The 17,498-nt window shown below is 66.0% G+C and carries 12 protein-coding genes and 3 pseudogenes; 5 read left to right on the top strand and 10 right to left on the bottom strand.

The window, feature by feature from the left end:
* Nucleotides 1-191: 191 nt before the first annotated feature.
* The 5 genes from ACSKB9_RS05880 to ACSKB9_RS05860 all read right to left on the bottom strand — a co-directional run bounded on the left by ACSKB9_RS05880 (nucleotide 192) and on the right by ACSKB9_RS05860 (nucleotide 8,015).
* Nucleotides 192-941, bottom strand: a complete 750-nt coding sequence (locus ACSKB9_RS05880) for an NUDIX hydrolase (protein ID WP_141342741.1) — start codon at nucleotides 939-941, stop codon at nucleotides 192-194.
* 36 nt (nucleotides 942-977) lie between these two features.
* Nucleotides 978-1,415 carry a DUF983 domain-containing protein gene (locus ACSKB9_RS05875; protein WP_018271985.1) on the bottom strand — a complete coding sequence of 146 codons (438 nt, stop codon included), beginning with the start codon at nucleotides 1,413-1,415 and terminating at the stop codon, nucleotides 978-980.
* Nucleotides 1,406-3,763 (bottom strand): ribonuclease R, encoded by a 2,358-nt coding sequence (gene rnr, locus ACSKB9_RS05870; protein WP_438071975.1) that lies wholly within the window; start codon nucleotides 3,761-3,763, stop codon nucleotides 1,406-1,408. Before rnr ends, ACSKB9_RS05875 begins: the two co-directional genes overlap by 10 nt.
* Nucleotides 3,764-6,535 carry a type I DNA topoisomerase gene (topA, locus tag ACSKB9_RS05865; RefSeq protein WP_438071974.1) on the bottom strand — a complete coding sequence of 924 codons (2,772 nt, stop codon included), beginning with the start codon at nucleotides 6,533-6,535 and terminating at the stop codon, nucleotides 3,764-3,766. It abuts the gene before it with no gap.
* A 1,000-nt stretch (nucleotides 6,536-7,535) separates the two neighbouring features.
* Nucleotides 7,536-8,015 carry a winged helix-turn-helix transcriptional regulator gene (locus ACSKB9_RS05860; RefSeq protein WP_438071973.1) on the bottom strand — a complete coding sequence of 160 codons (480 nt, stop codon included), beginning with the start codon at nucleotides 8,013-8,015 and terminating at the stop codon, nucleotides 7,536-7,538.
* Between the two features lie 104 nt (nucleotides 8,016-8,119).
* Here ACSKB9_RS05860 and ACSKB9_RS05855 point away from each other — a divergent pair, with 104 nt between their 5' ends.
* The gene (locus tag ACSKB9_RS05855; RefSeq protein ID WP_438071972.1) at nucleotides 8,120-8,893 is read left to right on the top strand and encodes an SDR family NAD(P)-dependent oxidoreductase; all 774 of its coding nucleotides are present in this window, start codon (nucleotides 8,120-8,122) and stop codon (nucleotides 8,891-8,893) included.
* Between the two features lie 254 nt (nucleotides 8,894-9,147).
* Nucleotides 9,148-9,306, top strand: coding sequence for a hypothetical protein (locus tag ACSKB9_RS05850; RefSeq protein ID WP_092078167.1), 159 nt, complete (start codon nucleotides 9,148-9,150; stop codon nucleotides 9,304-9,306).
* 57 nt (nucleotides 9,307-9,363) lie between these two features.
* Here the strand turns inward: ACSKB9_RS05850 and ACSKB9_RS05845 are convergent.
* Nucleotides 9,364-9,973 (bottom strand): annotated as a pseudogene (locus ACSKB9_RS05845) (FMN-dependent NADH-azoreductase).
* Between the two features lie 99 nt (nucleotides 9,974-10,072).
* Between ACSKB9_RS05845 and ACSKB9_RS05840 the strand changes: the two are divergent.
* Nucleotides 10,073-10,476: pseudogene (locus ACSKB9_RS05840) on the top strand (winged helix-turn-helix transcriptional regulator).
* 124 nt (nucleotides 10,477-10,600) lie between these two features.
* Here the strand turns inward: ACSKB9_RS05840 and dprA are convergent.
* A pseudogene (gene dprA, locus ACSKB9_RS05835) lies at nucleotides 10,601-11,715 on the bottom strand (DNA-processing protein DprA).
* Between the two features lie 125 nt (nucleotides 11,716-11,840).
* Between dprA and ACSKB9_RS05830 the strand changes: the two are divergent.
* Nucleotides 11,841-13,079 carry an amidase gene (locus tag ACSKB9_RS05830; RefSeq protein WP_438071971.1) on the top strand — a complete coding sequence of 413 codons (1,239 nt, stop codon included), beginning with the start codon at nucleotides 11,841-11,843 and terminating at the stop codon, nucleotides 13,077-13,079.
* A 125-nt stretch (nucleotides 13,080-13,204) separates the two neighbouring features.
* Here ACSKB9_RS05830 and plsY read toward each other — a convergent pair whose 3' ends face one another.
* The 3 genes from plsY to ACSKB9_RS05815 all read right to left on the bottom strand — a co-directional run bounded on the left by plsY (nucleotide 13,205) and on the right by ACSKB9_RS05815 (nucleotide 16,286).
* Nucleotides 13,205-13,801, bottom strand: a complete 597-nt coding sequence (plsY, locus tag ACSKB9_RS05825; protein WP_076834465.1) for a glycerol-3-phosphate 1-O-acyltransferase PlsY — start codon at nucleotides 13,799-13,801, stop codon at nucleotides 13,205-13,207.
* Between the two features lie 224 nt (nucleotides 13,802-14,025).
* Nucleotides 14,026-15,327: a dihydroorotase gene (locus tag ACSKB9_RS05820; RefSeq protein WP_438071970.1), complete on the bottom strand. Its 1,302-nt coding sequence runs from the start codon at nucleotides 15,325-15,327 to the stop codon at nucleotides 14,026-14,028.
* 5 nt (nucleotides 15,328-15,332) lie between these two features.
* On the bottom strand, nucleotides 15,333-16,286 hold the full coding sequence (locus ACSKB9_RS05815) for an aspartate carbamoyltransferase catalytic subunit (RefSeq protein WP_026192854.1): 954 nt from the start codon (nucleotides 16,284-16,286) through the stop codon (nucleotides 15,333-15,335).
* A gap of 267 nt (nucleotides 16,287-16,553) precedes the next feature.
* On the opposite strand from ACSKB9_RS05815, the gene ACSKB9_RS05810 reads away from it, so the two are divergent.
* Nucleotides 16,554-17,288 carry a M15 family metallopeptidase gene (locus tag ACSKB9_RS05810; RefSeq protein WP_438080080.1) on the top strand — a complete coding sequence of 245 codons (735 nt, stop codon included), beginning with the start codon at nucleotides 16,554-16,556 and terminating at the stop codon, nucleotides 17,286-17,288.
* Nucleotides 17,289-17,498 lie beyond the last annotated feature (210 nt).

The following is a 17,498-nucleotide window of genomic DNA, read 5'->3' as shown; positions in this document are numbered from 1 at the left end:
TGACGGCGCCAGAAGATTTTTGCAATTTGAGGGGCGGTCAGAGGATAAGTCCGCGCTCGCCTTGCGGTCATCATTGCGAGCGGAGCGAAGCAATCCATCTCACCGCTTCTTGGACCATGGATTGCTTCGTCGCTTCAGCGCAAAATTGCTTTGTAACTTTGTCGCGAGCTCCTCGCAATGACGGGGCGCTACTACGCCCCCAGCACGTCCTTCTGCATCTTGCCGCCGTAGAAATGGAAGAACGGCACCGGCGCGTCGTGGCGGAGCGGGCCGGTGGCGAGACGGCGGTCGAGCTCGGCGAGCACGTTCTTGGTCATAGCATGCGCGTCGGCGAGCGGCTCGGAGCCGATCTCGACCCAGACCAGCTCGACCAGCTCGGCATCGGCATGCACCACGCCCTCGACACGATGCGCGATGGTCGACGCGTCGGCAGTGAAGAAGCGCGTGTCGAAGCGGCGGACGCGGCCGGGCGGCGTGATCGCGCGCGCGATCAGGAACAGGCCGGACGGATCGGGCAAGAGACCAGCGTCGGCGAACGGTGCCCAGGGCCCGTCGAGCTTGTGCGGCTTCTCGACCTTGCGGCCGAGGCAGAGCCCGGTCTCTTCGCACGCCTCGCGGATCGCGGCGTTGGCAAGCGCACGCGCGCGGCCGGGCGTGATCTTCGGGCTGCCCTTCAACAGATTGGCTTCGAGCTCCGGCGTGATCGGCGCTGCGACCGGCACGCGGTTGTCGGCCTTGTCGACGCGGCCGCCGGGGAAAACGAATTTGCCGGGCATGAACACGACCTTGTCGTGACGCTTGCCGACCAGCACCTTCGGCTTGGCGCCGGAGCGATCGATCAGGATCAGCGTCGCCGCATCCTTCGGCCGGAAATACGCATGATGGTCGGCTTCTTTTTCGCCCTGGTGGACGACAGCGGCGGGCGCGGCAGCTTCAGTCATTTCATCCCTTTCATTTCTTCTTGCGGCCCGGTTTAGCTAGACCGGCGGGATGTCGCTAGGGGGATTCTCGTCAAAGCCATGCATGCGCAGGGCCCATTGCAAGCCGATCACGGCTCCCTTCACCGGCTGCAACAGCGCCAGCGATGCGAACAGCGTGAACGGCAGATAGATCGCAAGTTGCAGCCACACCGGCGGCGAATAATTGGTCTCGATCCACAGCGCCATCGGTACCACGATATGGCCGACGATAACGATGACGAGATAGGCAGGCAGATCGTCCGCGCGATGCGGCGTGAAGTCGAGGTCGCAGACCGGGCAATGGCCGTCGCATTTGAGAAACTTGCGGAACAGTCTGCCTTTTCCGCAGCGCGGACAGCGGCAGCGGAACCCGCGCTTCATCGCGCTCCACACGTCGCGCTTCTCGGGCTCGGCCGCCTCGCGAGTCCAGACCACTGTCGGTGGTGTCACTTCCATGACTTGCCTCGCTTCGATTTGCCGGACTTCTGCTGCGCCGGCTTGCGATCCTTCTTGCGCGATTTCCGCTCCTTGTGCGCCTTCTTGCCTGATCCTTTCGGTCCATTGCCAAATCCGGCGGCACGGCGCTCGGCCCTTACGCTGTCGCGTTTTCTGCCGCGCGGAATTGCCTGACCATCGGATAATAACTCAAACCGCAGCGCGCCCGCTATCGGCGCGGCCTCCACCAGACGCACATCGACGACGTCGCCGAGCCGATACATGGTGTTGCTGCGCGTGCCGATCAGCGCGTGGCGGGTTTCGTCGTAGTTGAAATATTCGCTGCCGATGGTGCGGATCGGGATCAGGCCGTCGGCGCCGGTGTCGTCGAGCTTCACGAACAGGCCGGATCGCGTCACGCCGGAAATGCGGCCCTGGAACGAGGCGCCGACCTTATCGGCAAGGAAATGTGCGATCAGGCGGTCGGTGGTCTCGCGCTCCGCCTTCATCGCGCGGCGCTCGGTGACGGAAATCTGCGCGGCGATCTCGGCGAGCGTCTCCACGGTCTCATCGGTCGGCAAGGCGCCTTCGCCAAGCCCGAGCGCGCGGATCAGCGCGCGATGCACGATCAGATCGGCATAGCGGCGGATCGGCGAGGTGAAGTGCGCGTAGCGGCGCAGGTTCAAGCCGAAATGGCCGTAATTCTCGGCGGAGTATTCGGCCTGCGCCTGCGAACGCAGCACCACCTCGTTGACCAGCGGCTCGTAGTCCTCGCCGGCAACCTGCGCCAGCACGCGGTTGAATTGCGTGGGACGCAGCGCGCCCTGCTTGGTGAAGGGCAGGTCGAGCGTCTTCAGGAATTCCTGCAGGTTGTGCACCTTCTCCTGGCTCGGCTCGTCGTGCACGCGGTAGATCAGCGGCAGCGCCTTCTTCTCCAGCATCTCGGCCGCGGCGACGTTGGCGAGGATCATGAACTCCTCGATCAGCCGGTGCGCGTCGAGCCGCTGCGGCACGATCACGCGATCGACGGTGCCGTCGGCTTTCAGCAGGATCTTGCGCTCGGGCAGATCGAGATCGAGCGGGTCGCGCTCGTTGCGTGCAAGCTTGACCAGCTCGTAGGCCGACCACAGCGGCTTCAGGATCGGATCGAGGATAGGGCCCGTCGTGTCATCGGGCCTGCCGTCGATCGCGGCCTGCGCCTGCGCATAATGTAGCTTCGCAGCCGAGCGCATCAGCACGCGGTGGAAGGTATGCGAGCGCTTGCGGCCGTCGGCGCCGATCACCATGCGCACCGCGAGCGCGCCGCGCGGCTCGCCCGGCACCAGCGAGCAGAGATCGTTGGAGATCCGCTCGGGCAGCATCGGCACGACGCGATCAGGGAAATACACCGAGTTGCCGCGCTGCAGCGCGTCGCGGTCGAGCGCCGAGCCGGGCCGCACATAGAAGGCGACGTCGGCGATCGCGACATGGACGATGAAGCCGCCCTTGTTGTTCGGATCGGGATCGACTTCCGCATGCACCGCGTCGTCGTGATCCTTGGCATCCGGCGGATCGATAGTGACGAGCGGCACGTCACGCCAGTCCTCTCGGCCCTGCAAGGTTGCGGGCTTGGCGTCTTCAGCTTCGCGCAGCGCAGAAGTGGAGAACACCTGCGGGATATCGTGGGTGTTGATCGCGATCAGGCTGATCGCCTTCTCACTGGCGATCGAACCGAGCCGCTCCTTGACGCGGGCGGAGGCGAGGCCGTAGCCGCGGGTGCGGATCAGGTCGACGCTGATGAGATCGCCGTCTTCGGCGCCGCCGCTGTCGGCCTTGGCGATGTTGAGCTCGCGGCCGGCCTGCTTCTTGTCGACCGGGATCAGGCGCCCGCCGCCATCGGGATTGCGACGGAAGATGCCGAGGATCCGGGTGCGCCCGTGATCGATCACCTTGATGACGCGGCCGCGATAGGGTGTGCCGTCTTGCTCGTCCGTGACTTCGACGCGCAGCAGCGCGCGGTCGCCGACGCCGGCGGTGGTGCCGGGCTTCGGCCGCCGCGGCGTCTCGATACGGATTTTCGGGGCGGTGCCGTTCTCGTCCGAGTCCCACTCGGCGGGCGTGGCGATCAGCTCGCCGTCGCTGTCGCGGCCGGTGATGTCGGCGAGCAGGGTCGGTGGCAGCGCCGCCGGCTCGTGGATCTTGCGGCCGCGCTTGGCAATCGTGCCGTCGTCGGCGAGCTCACGGAGGATCCGCTTCAGCTCGACGCGGTCGGCGTTCTTCAGGCCGAACTCGCGCGCGATCTCGCGGGTGCCGACCTTGCCTGGATTGGCGCGGATGAAGGCGACGATGGCGTCCCGGCCCGGAAAGCCATGGTCGGGTTTTCGTTTCACTTATCCTCGTGCCTTGCCGGCGCTTTTCTTCGCGGGCGCTTTCGCTGGTGCCGATGATTTTGCAGGCGACGTCTTGGCACCGGAGGCGACCGGCGCGCGCGCCTTGCTGGTCGCATCCGTTTTCGGCTTCGCCGCGGCTTTCTTCGACGCAGCCTTCTTGGCGGGCTTGGCCTCGCCGTCGCCGTCAGTCTCGGTCGCCTCGGACTTGGCTTTCTTCGCCTTGGCGGGCTTTTCCGCCTTGGCCTTCTTGGCCTTTTTGCCGCCGCCCTTGGCCGCGCGCTCGTCGATCAGCGCGATCGCTTCGGCGAGCGTGATCTGGTCGGGGGTGCGGTCGCTCGGGATCGTCGCGTTGACGCCGCCCGCCGCGACATAGGCGCCGTAGCGGCCGTTCTTCAGCGCGACCGCGCCGAGCGTCGGATGATCGCCGAGCGGCTTGCCGGGATCGGCACCGAAGCGGCGGCCGCTCGGGCCCTTCGCGATCTTCTCCGCGATCAGCGTGACGGCGCGGTTCAACCCGATATCAAAGACCTCGTCGCCGGCCTCGAGGCTGGCATAGGTCTTCTCGTGCTTGACGAACGGCCCGAACCGGCCGAGGCCGGCGGTGATCGGCTGCCCGGTTTCCGGATGCTTGCCGATCTCGCGCGGCAGCGACAGCAGTTTCAGTGCCAGTTCGAGATCGACATCGGTCGGTGAGGTGCCCTTTGGAATGCCCGCGCGCTTCGGCTTCTCGCCTTCGGCGTAATCCTTCTGCTCGCCGAGCTGGATGTAGGGGCCGAAGCGGCCGGCCTTCACCGTGACATCGAAGCCGGTGTCGGGATCGGTGCCGAGCACGCGGTCGGCGCTCTCGGCGCTGTCGGCCGCGAGCGGACGGGTGTAGCGGCATTCTGGATAATTCGAGCAGCCGACGAAGGCGCCGAACTTGCCGGCCTTGAGGTTGAGCCGGCCGGTGCCGCAGGTCGGGCATTGCCTGACGTCGCCGCCATCCGCGCGCGGCGGATAGATATGCGGGCCGAGCATCTCGTCGAGCGCGTCGAGCACCTCGGCGACGCGCAGGTCCTTGATGTCGTTGACCGCGCCGATGAAGCCGCGCCAGAAATCCTGCAGCACCTGCTGCCAGGCGATCTCGTTGTTGGAGATGCGGTCGAGCTGCTCCTCGAGATCGGCGGTGAAGTCGTATTCGACGTAGCGCGAGAAGAAGTTCTCCAGGAACGCGACCACGACGCGGCCCTTGTCCTCGCCGTGCAGCCGCTTCTTCTCGAGCTTGACATAGCCGCGGTCCTTCAGGACCTGCAGGATCGAGGCGTAGGTCGAGGGGCGGCCGATGCCGAGCTCTTCCATCCGCTTCACCAGCGAGGCTTCCGAAAAGCGCGGCGGCGGCTCGGTGAAATGCTGGGTGACGGCGAGGCTCTGGCGCTTCACGGCCTCGCCCTCGCTCATCGCGGGCAGGCGGCGCGAATCCTCGTCCTCCTCGTCGTCGCGGCTTTCCTGATAGAGCGCGAGGAAACCATCGAACTTGATGACCTGGCCGGAGGCGCGCAATTCCAGCACGCGGGAGCCGGCCTTGGCCTCGATGTCGACGGTGGTGCGCTCGAGCTCGGCCGACTCCATCTGGCTCGCAATGGTGCGCTTCCAGATCAATTCATAAAGCCGCGCCTGATCGGCATCGAGCCGTCGGCCGATGGTCGCCGGGCGACGCGACAGATCGGTCGGGCGGATCGCTTCGTGCGCTTCCTGCGCGTTCTTGGCCTTGGCCTGGTACTGGCGCGGGGCGTCCGGCACGTAGGCGTTGCCATAGTCCTCGCCGATGACCTTGCGCGCCTGCGTGATCGCTTCGGGTGCGATCTGCACGCCGTCGGTTCGCATATAGGTGATGAGGCCGGTGGTCTCGCCGCCGATGTCAATGCCCTCATAGAGCCGCTGCGCGATGCGCATGGTGTGCGCCGGCGCGAAGCCGAGCTTGCGGCTCGCTTCCTGCTGCAGGGTCGAGGTGGTGAAGGGTGCCTGCGGATTGCGCCGCGCCGGCTTGGCCTCGACGGTCGCGACCTTGAACAGCGCGGCCTCGATCGCCTTCTTGAAATCCTCGGCTTCCGCGCCGGAGCCGATGTCGAGCCGTGCGATCTTCTTGCCGTCGGCGCCGACCAGCCGCGCCTCGAAAGCGTCGCCGCGCGGCGTCAGCAGCGTCGCGACCAGCGACCAGTACTCCTTAGGCACGAACTTCTCGATCTCGAGCTCGCGGTCGCAGACCAGCCGCAGCGCGACCGATTGTACGCGGCCGGCGGAGCGGGCGCCGGGCAGCTTGCGCCACAGCACGGGGGAGAGGGTGAAGCCGACCAGATAGTCCAGCGCACGGCGCGCCATATAGGCGTCGACCAGCGCGCCATCGATCTGGCGCGGCGCCTTCATCGCCTCGGAGACGGCCTGCTTGGTGATGGCGTTGAACACCACGCGCTCGACCTTCTGGTCCTTCAGCGCGCGCTTCTCCTTCATCACCTCCAGCACGTGCCAGGAGATCGCCTCGCCCTCGCGATCGGGGTCGGTTGCGAGGATCAGACGGTCGGCACCTTTGAGCGCCTTGGCGATGTCGTTGAGCCGGCTCGCGGCCTTGGCATCGACCTCCCAGATCATCTGGAAATTGGCGTCGGGATCGACGGAACCATTCTTGGCCGGGAGGTCGCGAACATGGCCGAACGACGCCAGGACCTCGTAGGAGGACCCCAGATACTCGTCGATCGTCTTGGCCTTGGCCGGCGACTCCACAATGACGATATTCATGTCATTCCAATAGCTTACGGGAAAACTTGAAGGTGGGTTCCGCTAGACTTGCGGCCCGCCGTGTCGGGGCGAACATGGGTGCTGGGGCGGTCCCTGTCAAATCGCCAGATATTGAAGGGAGGCGCCAAGCTGTGGAGTTTCTATCCCAAGGGTTGCAAAATGCGTCCTAGAGTTGCGGCCGGAAAGGGCTTATCTCTTTATATATAGCGTGGGAATTGGATTAGGCCTTTTGAGCAGCGCAGGGGGCGGCCGGAAGCGCAAGGCGTCCGGCGGGCGGCGACCGGCGGGCGACGAGACGGCTGGGGAAGGCGGCCCCGACGACGCCCTGGTCCTGATCGCAGGCGCCGCGACCTAACTCGCCAAACTCGCCCGGCGCCACAAACTCGAAGTCCTCGACCGCCTGTTCGCGATGGCCCGCCTGGAGGCCGACGAGCAGCTGCGCTCGCGCAACCGGAGGAAGCTGTCGTGAGGGGCGTTACGGGAAGCAGGGTCGGCCGTCGTCCTGGCGAAAGCCAGGACCCATAACCACCGCATTTGATCATGAACGGGATCGCGGCCCCAGCGTCGCGCAACAACTCTCATTTTGGGTAATGGGTCCTGGCTTTCGCCAGGACGACGGTGGGGATGGACCGCAATTCAAGATGTCAAACAGCGCGGTGCGGCGAAACAGAAGTCGTGATTTGCGACCCTTCCTGGAGAAAGGAAGAACGCTAGCTCGCGCCACATCCACCGCCGTCGTCCCGGCGAAGGCCGGGACCCATACGCCGCGGCGGGTGTTGAGAACGGGACTCGTCGTCCCAGCATCGTTCAACAATCCGCATTTGTGGTTATGGTCCCTGCTTTCGCAGGGACGACACCCAATATGGGTCGTCGTATGTGAAGTCATACATCCGCATCCTCGCGACGCGAGACGCATTCGGATAAAGCGAAATATTTTCGCGGGCGAGGATTGACAAGTTTTTGGTGAGTTGCCCGTCGTGTCGTACCAGCAACACCCGTCCTACGCACTCACGAGGCGCCGCGCGCGCTTCGCTGCAGGCCGCGGCTTCAGCGTCGTATCCGCGGCACCCAGCACGCGTCCATCCTGCGAATAGAGCGCGAGCTTCTTCACCGGCTTGCCCTTGTCGCGGTCGACCAGGATGGTCGCGATCTCGTCCGGATGCTCGTCGAATTCCTCGGTCCATTGCCGCAGCGCGACCAGGATCGGAAAGATGCCGTGGCCCTTCGGCGTCAGGACATATTCCTGATAGGCGCTGCCGTCGGAGGCGGGGACCGTCTTCAGGATGCCGCGTTCGACCAGCGTGCGCAGCCGTGTGGCAAGGATGTTCTTGGCAAGCCCGAGGCTCGCCTGGAATTCGCCGAAGCGGCGCCGGCCGAGGCTGGCGTCGCGGATGATCAGGAGCGACCACCAGTCGCCGAATACGTCGAGTGCGCGCGCCACCGGACAGCTGTCGCCTGCAAGGCTGGTTCGTTTCACCACGCGTCTCCGGGAATTGGCTCATCACGGTCTTGCGCGGGTTGCATATTAAACCTGATGCCGTACGTAAGCAATCAGGTTTAATAATGCAACCAACTGAGGCGGACATGAGACTGGCGAACAAGACGGCGTTGATCACCGGCGGCAACAGCGGCATCGGGCTCGCGACAGCGAAGCTGTTCGTGGCGGAGGGCGCCAAGGTCGTCATCACAGGGCGCAACAAGGAGACGCTTGCGGCGGCATCCAGGGAACTCGGGCCGAGCGCGCTCGCGGTGGCGGCTGATGCCACCGACGTCGCGGCGCTGGAAGCCGCGGTGAAGCAGGGCGCCGAGAAGTTCGGCAAGTATGACGTGCTGTTCGCCAATGCCGGCATTCCCGGCCAGACGCCGGTGGGCGGCACCACGCTGGCCGCATTCGAGAATGTGATCCGGACCAATCTCACCGGCGTGTTCTTCACGGTGCAGGCGGTCGCGCCGTACCTCAACGACGGCGCATCGATCATTCTCAACGGCTCGGTGATCTCCGTGCTCGGCAATCCCGGCTACTCGGCCTATGCCGCGAGCAAGGCCGGCGTGCGCGCGATGGCGCGGGTGATGGCGTCAGAATTCTCGCCGCGCAACATCCGCGTCAACGTGGTGGCGCCGGGCGCGGTGCGCACGCCGATCTGGGGCGCGGCGATCGCGACGCCCGAGGCCGAGAAGATCTTCGAGCAGCGGATCGGCAAGACCACGCCGCTCGGGCGGATCGGCGAGCCCGATCACATTTCAAAGACCGTGCTGTTCCTGGCGTCCGACGACGCCGCGCATGTGCAAGGGCAGGAGCTGTTCATCGATGGCGGTGCAACGGCATCACCGGCGGGCGCGCCGATCTATCGCGGATAGAGCCTTTCCGTTCCGATCGAATTGGAACGCGGCTCTGGTTTTATTTTGACGCGTTTTCTTCACGCGAACCGGTATCCACTTCGCTCGAAAACGCTCTGGTTTATTTCTCATTGTATCGAACGGCCGGTGTGAAGCGTTTCATACCGGCCGGTTTCGCTTGCGACTATCATCGCGCGCATTGAACCTTTGGCGTACTGCCCGGACTCCTGATTGGGCGGGGAATTTTTCACCACGGAATCATTTGGAGTGCCGCCATGCCGAAAGCAGCCCGCATTTCGACGTCGATCCCGGTTTCGCCCGCATCCGAAAGTTCAGATACGACGCAGTTCGTGACGGTCGCGCTGTTCTCCGGCATCGGCTTGTTGATTTCGCTGGTCGCCGTCATCCTCGGCATACAGGGCGTCTGGTTCTGAGTTCCTCCACCTGAACGGCCTGCCGCCGCCAAGCGACGGCAGGCGCTTTGAATCACATCAGGCTGCGTTCAGGCTACCGGCGGCCTGCAGCGCGCCCGCAACCGCCTTTTCGCGATGCTCGGGGCCGATCCTGGATGCCGTCGGCGGGGATGAACTCAACATTCCTGACGCCGATGAAGCCGAACACACCGCGCAGGTAGGTCTCGAGGTGCTCGAGCGCGGCCATCGGCGTGTCGGCGCCGTAATAGCCGCCGCGCGAGATCGCGATGATGACGCGCTTGTTGCCGGCCAGTCCCTCGACGCCGCCGGCGCCATACTTGAAGGTCTTGCCGCAACGCAGGATGCGGTCGATCCAGGCCTTGAGCTGGCTCGGAATCGTGAAATTGTACATGGGCGCGCCGATCACGACGATGTCGGCGGCGAGGAACTCGTCCAGCACCGCCTGGCCGGTCGCGATGTCGTCGCGTACCGACGGGTCCGGCGCCGCGCCTTGGCTGGCGGCGAGATGCAGGCCGGAGAGGTGGGCGAGCGGGGTCTGGCTGAGGTCGCGGTAGCTGACGACGAGGCCGGGATTGGCCTGGCGCAGTCGCTCGACGGCGGCGGCGGAGACCTGGCGGCTGACGGAGTGGGGGCCGAGGACCGAGGAATTGATGTGCAGAAGTTTCATGGCAGGGGTCACCTTTGGTATAGGTTTGTAACTGGCGCTATATGAGTGACCGTCCTAAATCTCCGCAAGAACGCACATTTTTGAAACCCGAGCACAGATATGAGACCCGAGAACATCGATGTGACTGCTCCGCCGCCGCGGCCCAGCCCCGACCACAGCGATTGCCGCGCGGTCGCCTCCGTGCTGGCGCGGGTCGGCGACAAATGGAGCGTGTTCGTGATCATGATGCTGATCGACGGCCGAAGCGCTTCAACGAGTTGAAGCGCATGATCAATGGCATCTCGCAGCGGATGTTGACGCTCACGCTGCGCGGGCTGGAGCGCGACGGCCTGGTGACGCGTACGGTGTTTCCGACCATCCCGCCGCGGGTCGACTATGAGCTGACGGATCTCGGCCGCGGACTGGCGGCACCCGTGAAGGCGCTCGGCCAGTGGGCGTTCGCGCATCTGCCGGAGATCGAAGGCGCACGAAACGACTTCGATGCGCGCAACAGCGATGGTTAAGCAGCCAGTTCCATCCGCGTCATTGCGAGCGAAGCGAAGCAATCCATCGCGCCGCGAGCGGGGAGATGGATCGCTTCGTCGCTGTCGCTCCTCGCAATGACGGGGAGGCCGGCGCAAGCCCGTGCTAGATCCTCGACACCAGCCCGCCGCCGTGGCGTTCGAGCCTGCCGGCGAGCTCGAGCTCGAGCAGCACGGCGCGGACAACGGCCGGCGACACGTCGGCCATCCGGATCAGATCGTCGAGGCTGATCGGGCTCGGCCCGAGCAGATCGATGATGCGGGCGCGATCGCCGCTATCAGTGGCAAAGTCCAGCGGCTCGTCGTCCTCGCGCGCGCCAAGCATCACCGGCCGCTCCATGATCGGCGTCACCGCGCTGATGACGTCGGCGGCTTCGGTGACCAAGGTGGCGCCTTGCTTGATCAGGTCGTTGGCGCCGGCGGCGCGCGGATCGATCGGCGAACCCGGCACTGCGAACACCTCGCGGCCCTGTTCGGCCGCCATCCGCGCCGTGATCAGCGAGCCCGAGCGATGCGCGGCCTCGACGATCACGACGCCGAGCGAGGCGCCCGAGATCAAACGGTTGCGACGGGAAAGTCGCGCGCCCGCGGCACATGGCCGAGCGGCATCTCCGAGATCGCCGCGCCGCGCTCGAGCAGGGCGGCCAGCAGATCCTCGTGCTCCGGCGGATAGATCCTGTCGTGGCCGCCGGCGAGCACGGCGACCGTGCCGCTGGCAACGGTGGCGCGGTGCGCTGCCTGATCGATGCCGCGGGCGAGGCCCGAGATCACGACAAAGCCGGCATCGCCAAGATCGCGCGCCAGGGTGCCTGCAAATTTCAACCCGGCGCCGGAGGCATTGCGGGAGCCGACGATCGCGATCATCGGCCGCGTCAGGGTATCGCGCGCGCCGCGCACGGCAAGCAGCGGCGGCGCGTCGTCGATGGTGGCAAGCCGCGCCGGATAGTGCGCTTCCTCCGGCGCGACGAGATCGATGCCGAATTTGCGGCAGGCCGCGAGCTCGGCGGCGGCGTCGGCCTCGCTGCAGATCCGCCCGGGGCCGGAGGCGCCGCCGCGGCGCGCGAGGTCAGGTAGGCGCTCCAGCGCGTGCGCCGCATCGCCAAAATGGCGGAGCAGCGATGCAAAGGTGCGCGGGCCGACATTGTCGGAGCGGATCAGCCGCAGGCGGTTGAGCCGTTCGGTGTCGGTGAGTTTTGGAGGGCTGGGCGAGCGGTCATGCATACGGGGCCCAGCTTCGCCCAACCTGAGATTGTGATCAACTGCGACATTGGCGCAGCCGCGCGCGACGCGCTAAAAGCGCTTGGCAAGAAGCCGCCAAAAACCGTCAAGAAACAGGAAGTCCGCCGATGATTTCGCTTGCCGATCTCCAACGCCGCATCGCCTCCGGCGAATTGTCCACCGATGCCGCCATCAAGCAGACGCGGGACGCCATCGCGGCGCAGGACAAAACCATCGGCGCCTTCGTCCGCCTCGACGAGAAGGCGCGTGCGCAACAGGCCGGGCCGCTGCGCGGGACTGCGGTCGGCATCAAGGACATCATCGATACCGCTGAACTCCCGACCGAGATGGGCGCCGCAATCTATCGCGGGCATCAGCCGCGCGCCGACGCTCCGGTCGTGATGGCGCTGAAGCAGGCCGGCGCCACGATCATCGGCAAGACCAGGACGACGGCATTCGCGGCGAACGATCCGACCGCAACGCTCAATCCGCACAATCACGCGCACACGCCGGGCGGCTCGTCGTCGGGCTCGGCCGCCGCGGTCGCCGCCGGGATGATCCCGCTGGCGCTCGGCACGCAGACCGGCGGCTCGGTGATCCGGCCGGCCTCGTTCTGCGGCGTCGCCGCGATCAAGCCGAGCTACCGGCTGCTGCCGACCGTCGGCGTGAAATGCTTCTCCTGGACGCTCGACACGGTGGGGCTGTTCGGCGCCGGCGTGCGCGATGTCGCGCTGGGGCTCGCTGCGATGACCAGGCGACCTGAGCTGGTGGTGCCGTCGAAGGTTTCCGCGCCGCGCATCGGCGTCGTGACGCAGGCCTTCGCCGGTTCGCCTGAACCTTCCGGCGCGCAGGCGTTGCAGAAGGCCGCGCGTGCGGCGGAGCAGGCCGGTGCAACCGTGCACGATCTCGCTGTGCCCGAGGTCGTCGCGGAGGCGTGGCGGATCCATCCAGTGGTGCAGGAGTTCGAGGCGCATCAGTCGTTCGCCTGGGAATACGGCCAGAACTACGATGCGATGCCGCCGCTGCTGCGCGGCCGGCTCGACGAGAGCAAGGGCGGCACGCCGGCGGAGTACGACGCTGCAATGGACGTCACGCTGCGCGCACGGCTGGCGCTGGCCACGATCCTCACCGAGGTCGACGTGCTGCTGACGCTGTCGGCACCGGGCGCGGCACCCGAGGGTTTGGCGTCGACCGGCGATCCCCGTTACAACCGGCTCTGGACCTTGATGGGCGTGCCCTGCGTCAACGTGCCGACACTGACCGCCGAGGGCGGATTGCCGGTCGGCGTCACCGTGATCGCGGGGTTTGGCGACGACGCGAAGGCGCTGGCGGCCGCGAGCTTTGTCGAGGACGCGCTGAAGCGGTAGGCCTAGTCATTCCGGGGCGATGCGCCGCATCGAACCCGGAATCTCGCGCCACAACCTCTGGATTCCCCGGTGCGCAATTGCGCACCTGAGGTTCATCGCTGCGCGATGCCCCGGAATGACATACGTCACTTCCTCTCGCCGATCTTGCCTTCGGTACCGGCCTGCAGGCGCTGGATGTTCTCGCGGTGCATGTAGAACAGCAGCAGCGTCAGCACGGCGAACAGCGAGGCGAGCGCGTTATGGCCGAACCACCACAGGAACAGCGGCGTCACGAACGCGGCGATCAGCGCCGACAGCGACGAGTAGCGCGTGGTGTAGGCGGTGCCGAGCCAGATCACGGCGAAGATCAGCGCCGCCGGCCAGAACAGGCCGAGCAGCACGCCGAGATAGGTCGCGACACCCTTGCCGCCGCGAAACTTGAGCCAGACCGGGAAGAGGTGGCCGAGGAAAGCCCCCAGCGCCGCCAGCATCGCCGCGTTCGGGCCGTCGATGGTGCCGGCGATGATGACGGCGACGGTGCCCTTCAACATGTCGCCGAGCAGCGTCGCCGCGGCGAGGCCCTTGCGGCCGGTGCGCAGCACATTGGTGGCGCCGATATTGCCCGAGCCGACCGTGCGCAGATCCTGCGTGCCGGCCATCCTCGTCAGCACCATGCCGAACGGGATCGAGCCCAGCAGGTAGCCGATCAGGAAGGCGAGCGGCAGCAGCCCATCAGCAGACATCGCAGTGGTTCCCTGGAGCGGTCCGGCCCGAACGGGGCAGTGCCGTCAATGAAATATTAACCATAAATCCGCACCATGGCCTTGGTAATGAGGGAGCTTATCATGGCTTCTGTTCGCAGGCGGCTGGAGCAGTTTTTCTTTGTCGTTTACGTCGCGGCCATCGTCGTTGGCACAACGATGGAAGCGATGTCGCAACTCGCGTCGCGCTAAGTTCCACCCCAGTTTCAGACGTGCTCGTAAACGGTCCGTCCGCCGACGATCGTCCGCGTCACGCGGCCCGAGAAGCGGGCGTCGTCGAACGGCGTGTTCTTGCACAGTGATTTGAGATCGTCGCGGTCGAGGACCCAGGGCGTGTCGGCGTCGATCACGATGACGTCGGCCGGCGCGCCCGCGCGCAGCGTGCCGCCGGGCAGGCCGAGCAGCTCCGCCGGCCGTGTCGACATCGCCCGGATCAGCGTCTTGAAGTCCATCTCGCCATTGTGGATCAGCCGCAGCGCCGCCGGCAGCATGGTCTGCAGGCCGACTGCGCCGCTCGCCGCTTCCGCGAACGGCAGCCGCTTGACCTCGACGTCCTGCGGATTGTGGTCGCTCATCACGACGTCGATCAGCCCGGAGGCCAGCGCTGCGACCAGCGCCTTGCGGTCCTCCTCGGTGCGCAGCGGCGGCGCCAGCTTGAGGAAGGTGCGGTAGGGGCCGATGTCGTTCTCGTTCAGCGTCACGTGGTTGATCGAGACCGAGGCCGAGACATTGTGGCCGGCGTCGCGCGCGCGCTTGAGGATCTCCAGCGACTCGATCGAGGTCAGCGAGGCTGCGTGATAGCGCCCGCCGGTCAAGCCTGCGAGCCGCATGTCGCGTTCGAGCATGATCGACTTGGCCGCGGTGGGAATGCCGGCGAGGCCGAGCCTTGTGGCGAATTCGCCCTCGTTCATCACGCCTTCGCCCACCAGATGCGGGTCCTCGGTGTGATGCACGATCAGCGCGTCGAAATCGCGGGCATAGGTCAGCGCACGCCGCATCACCTGGGCGTTGGTGACGCTGCGGTCGCCGTCGGTGAAGGCGACGGCGCCGGCGGCCTTGAGCAGGCCGATCTCGGTCATCTCCTGGCCCTGCATGCCCTTGGTCAGCGCCGCCATCGGATGGATGTTGACGATCGCGGTGTCGCGGGCCCGGCGCAGCACGAAGTCGACCGTCGCCGAATTGTCGATCACCGGCGAGGTGTCGGGCTGGCAGATGATGGTGGTGATGCCGCCGGCCGCGGCGGCCTGGCTGGCGGAGGCGAAAGTCTCGCGGTGGCTGGCGCCGGGCTCGCCGACAAAGGCGCGCATGTCGATCAGGCCGGGGGCCACGATCTTGCCGGCGCAATTGACGACGTCGGTGCCTTCGGGGACGCCGGCGGCGCCGATGCCGCGCTTGGCGTCACGAATCACGCCGTCGGCGATCAGGACATCGCCCGGACCGTCGAAATCGCGCGACGGATCGATGACGCGGGCGTTGGCGAGCAGGATGGGGCGGCGGTCGGTCAGCATCGGTCTCACGCGTTTGGCAGGTTGCGGGCGAGCGCTTCCAGCACCGCCATGCGCACTGCCACACCCATTTCAACTTGTTCACGGATCAGCGACTGCGCGCCGTCGGCGACGAAGGTGTCGATCTCGACACCGCGGTTCATCGGGCCCGGATGCATCACCAGCGCATCCGGCTTGGCATAGCCGAGCTTCTTCTGGTCGAGGCCGAAATAGTGGAAATACTCGCCCGACGACGGCACGAAGGAGCCGTTCATGCGCTCGCGCTGCAGCCGCAGCATCATCACGATGTCCGCGCCGTTCAGCCCCTCGCGCATGTCGCGCGCGACCTCGACGCCCATCCGCTCGATGCCGGGCGGCAGCAGGGTGGAGGGGGCCACCACGCGGACGCGTGCGCCCATCGTGTTGAGCAGGAAGATGTTGGAGCGCGCCACCCGCGAATGCAGCACGTCGCCGCAGATCGCGATCGTCAGCCCCTCGAGCCGGCCCTTGTTGCGGCGGATCGTCAGCGCGTCGAGCAGCGCCTGGGTCGGGTGCTCGTGGCTGCCGTCGCCGGCATTGATCACGGAACCGTCAACCTTGCGCGCCAGCAGTTCGACCGCGCCGGAGGCGTGGTGGCGTACCACCAGGATGTCCGGGTGCATCGCGTTCAGCGTCACCGCGGTGTCCATCAGGGTCTCGCCCTTGCGGGTCGACATCGACGACACCGACATGTTCATGACGTCGGCGCCCAGGCGTTTTCCGGCGATCTCGAACGAGGACTGGGTCCGGGTCGAGGCCTCGAAGAACAGATTGACCTGGGTACGGCCGCGCAGGCTGGCGCGCTTCTTGTCGACCTGGCGGTTGAGCTCGACATACTCCTCGGAGAGGTCGAGCAGGCCCGTGATGTCGTCAGCGGAAAGGCCCTCGATGCCCAGCAGATGCCGGTGACCGAGGACAAAAGTCGATTTCAATGATGGGGTCATTAAAGCGAGAGCTATAGGCGCGGATGGCCGGTGGGGCAAGCGCGAAGAGGGCTCGCGGGAGTTTCCCCGAGTAAGATGTCGCCGCCTTCTCGGCGGTCCTGCCGGGGCTCGCCGCGGGACATCCGCGCCTTGCTTTTGCGGGGGTTTCCGGAACAAGACGTGGATGGCCGGGCATAGGCGGAGCGGCCGCGACGCCGTCCTCCTGACGGGCTATACCCGGCCGCGACGCCGGAGCGAGACCTCGTGAAAATTGTCGTGATCGCATGGATGACCATCGCGTTGATCCCGGGGGCGATCTCGCCTGCCTTCGCTCAGAACTTGCCCGGCGACTTCGCGTTCCTCCGCGACATCGACCCGACCATCATCCAGGACATCCGCTACGCCGGCGCGAACAATTTCATGGGCCGGCCGCTCGCGGGCTATGGCGCGGCGGAATGCGTGGTGAAGCGGGAGGTCGGGCTTCGGCTCAAGGCCGTGCAGCAAGAACTGGCCCGGCAAAGACTGTCGCTGAAGATGTTCGATTGCTACCGGCCGGCCCGCGCTGTCGCCGACATGGTGGCATGGTCGAAGAACGGCGCCGAGACCGTCGCCGAGCGGCGCTACAACCCGGCCTTTTCGAAGGCGGACCTGTTCCGCCTCGGCTACATCGCCACCCATTCGGGCCATTCGACAGGGGCCGCGGTCGATCTCACGCTGGTCGATCTTGGCGCCGACAATTCGCGCAAGTTCGATCCGGCCAGGGACTATGCCGACTGCACCGCGCCAGCCGCCACGCGCGCTCCGGAGGGCAGCGTCGACATGGGCACCGGTTACGATTGTTCCGACCTGAAGGCCCACACCGCGACGGGCTCGATCACGCCTGCGCAGAGGCGCTGGCGCGCCATGCTGGTCGCGGCGATGGCCCGGCAAGGGTTCGCGAACTATGCCAAGGAATGGTGGCACTTTTCGCTGCCGCGGGCAGGCCGGCCGGCTTACGACTTCCCGATCGTCCGGGCGCGGTAGCGCGTTTTCGAGCGAAATGGACGCCGGTTCGCGTGAAGAAAGCGCGTCAGAACAAGAGACTGGAGCTTCGATTCTGATTCAATCAGAACCGAAGCTCTAGTGCAGGATTTTCCTCAAATCCGAAACATTTTCGCAAGACGACGCTTGCCATCGCAAAAGTAGCCGAGCGCACTTTCAACACTCCTTAATTGTGGCCGTATGAAGTGCGGG

It is taken from the genome of Bradyrhizobium sp. BR 1433 (genome assembly GCF_051547665.1).
GTDB lineage: Bacteria > Pseudomonadota > Alphaproteobacteria > Rhizobiales > Xanthobacteraceae > Bradyrhizobium > Bradyrhizobium australafricanum.
The sequence above is the reverse complement of the archived record's forward strand: the minus strand, read 5'-3'. Positions and strand labels throughout refer to the sequence as shown.

Bases quoted from the DNA above. Each gene is read 5' to 3' on its own strand.
- ACSKB9_RS05880 (WP_141342741.1), bottom strand. From the start codon at position 941: ATGACTGAAGCTGCCGCGCCCGCCGCTGTCGTCCACCAGGGCGAAAAA.
- ACSKB9_RS05875 (WP_018271985.1), bottom strand. From the start codon at position 1,415: ATGGAAGTGACACCACCGACAGTGGTCTGGACTCGCGAGGCGGCCGAG.
- topA (WP_438071974.1), bottom strand. From the start codon at position 6,535: ATGAATATCGTCATTGTGGAGTCGCCGGCCAAGGCCAAGACGATCGAC.
- ACSKB9_RS05855 (WP_438071972.1), top strand. From the start codon at position 8,120: ATGAGACTGGCGAACAAGACGGCGTTGATCACCGGCGGCAACAGCGGC.
- ACSKB9_RS05850 (WP_092078167.1), top strand. From the start codon at position 9,148: ATGCCGAAAGCAGCCCGCATTTCGACGTCGATCCCGGTTTCGCCCGCA.
- ACSKB9_RS05830 (WP_438071971.1), top strand. From the start codon at position 11,841: ATGATTTCGCTTGCCGATCTCCAACGCCGCATCGCCTCCGGCGAATTG.
- plsY (WP_076834465.1), bottom strand. From the start codon at position 13,801: ATGTCTGCTGATGGGCTGCTGCCGCTCGCCTTCCTGATCGGCTACCTG.
- ACSKB9_RS05820 (WP_438071970.1), bottom strand. From the start codon at position 15,327: ATGCTGACCGACCGCCGCCCCATCCTGCTCGCCAACGCCCGCGTCATC.
- ACSKB9_RS05815 (WP_026192854.1), bottom strand. From the start codon at position 16,286: ATGACCCCATCATTGAAATCGACTTTTGTCCTCGGTCACCGGCATCTG.
- ACSKB9_RS05810 (WP_438080080.1), top strand. From the start codon at position 16,554: ATGACCATCGCGTTGATCCCGGGGGCGATCTCGCCTGCCTTCGCTCAG.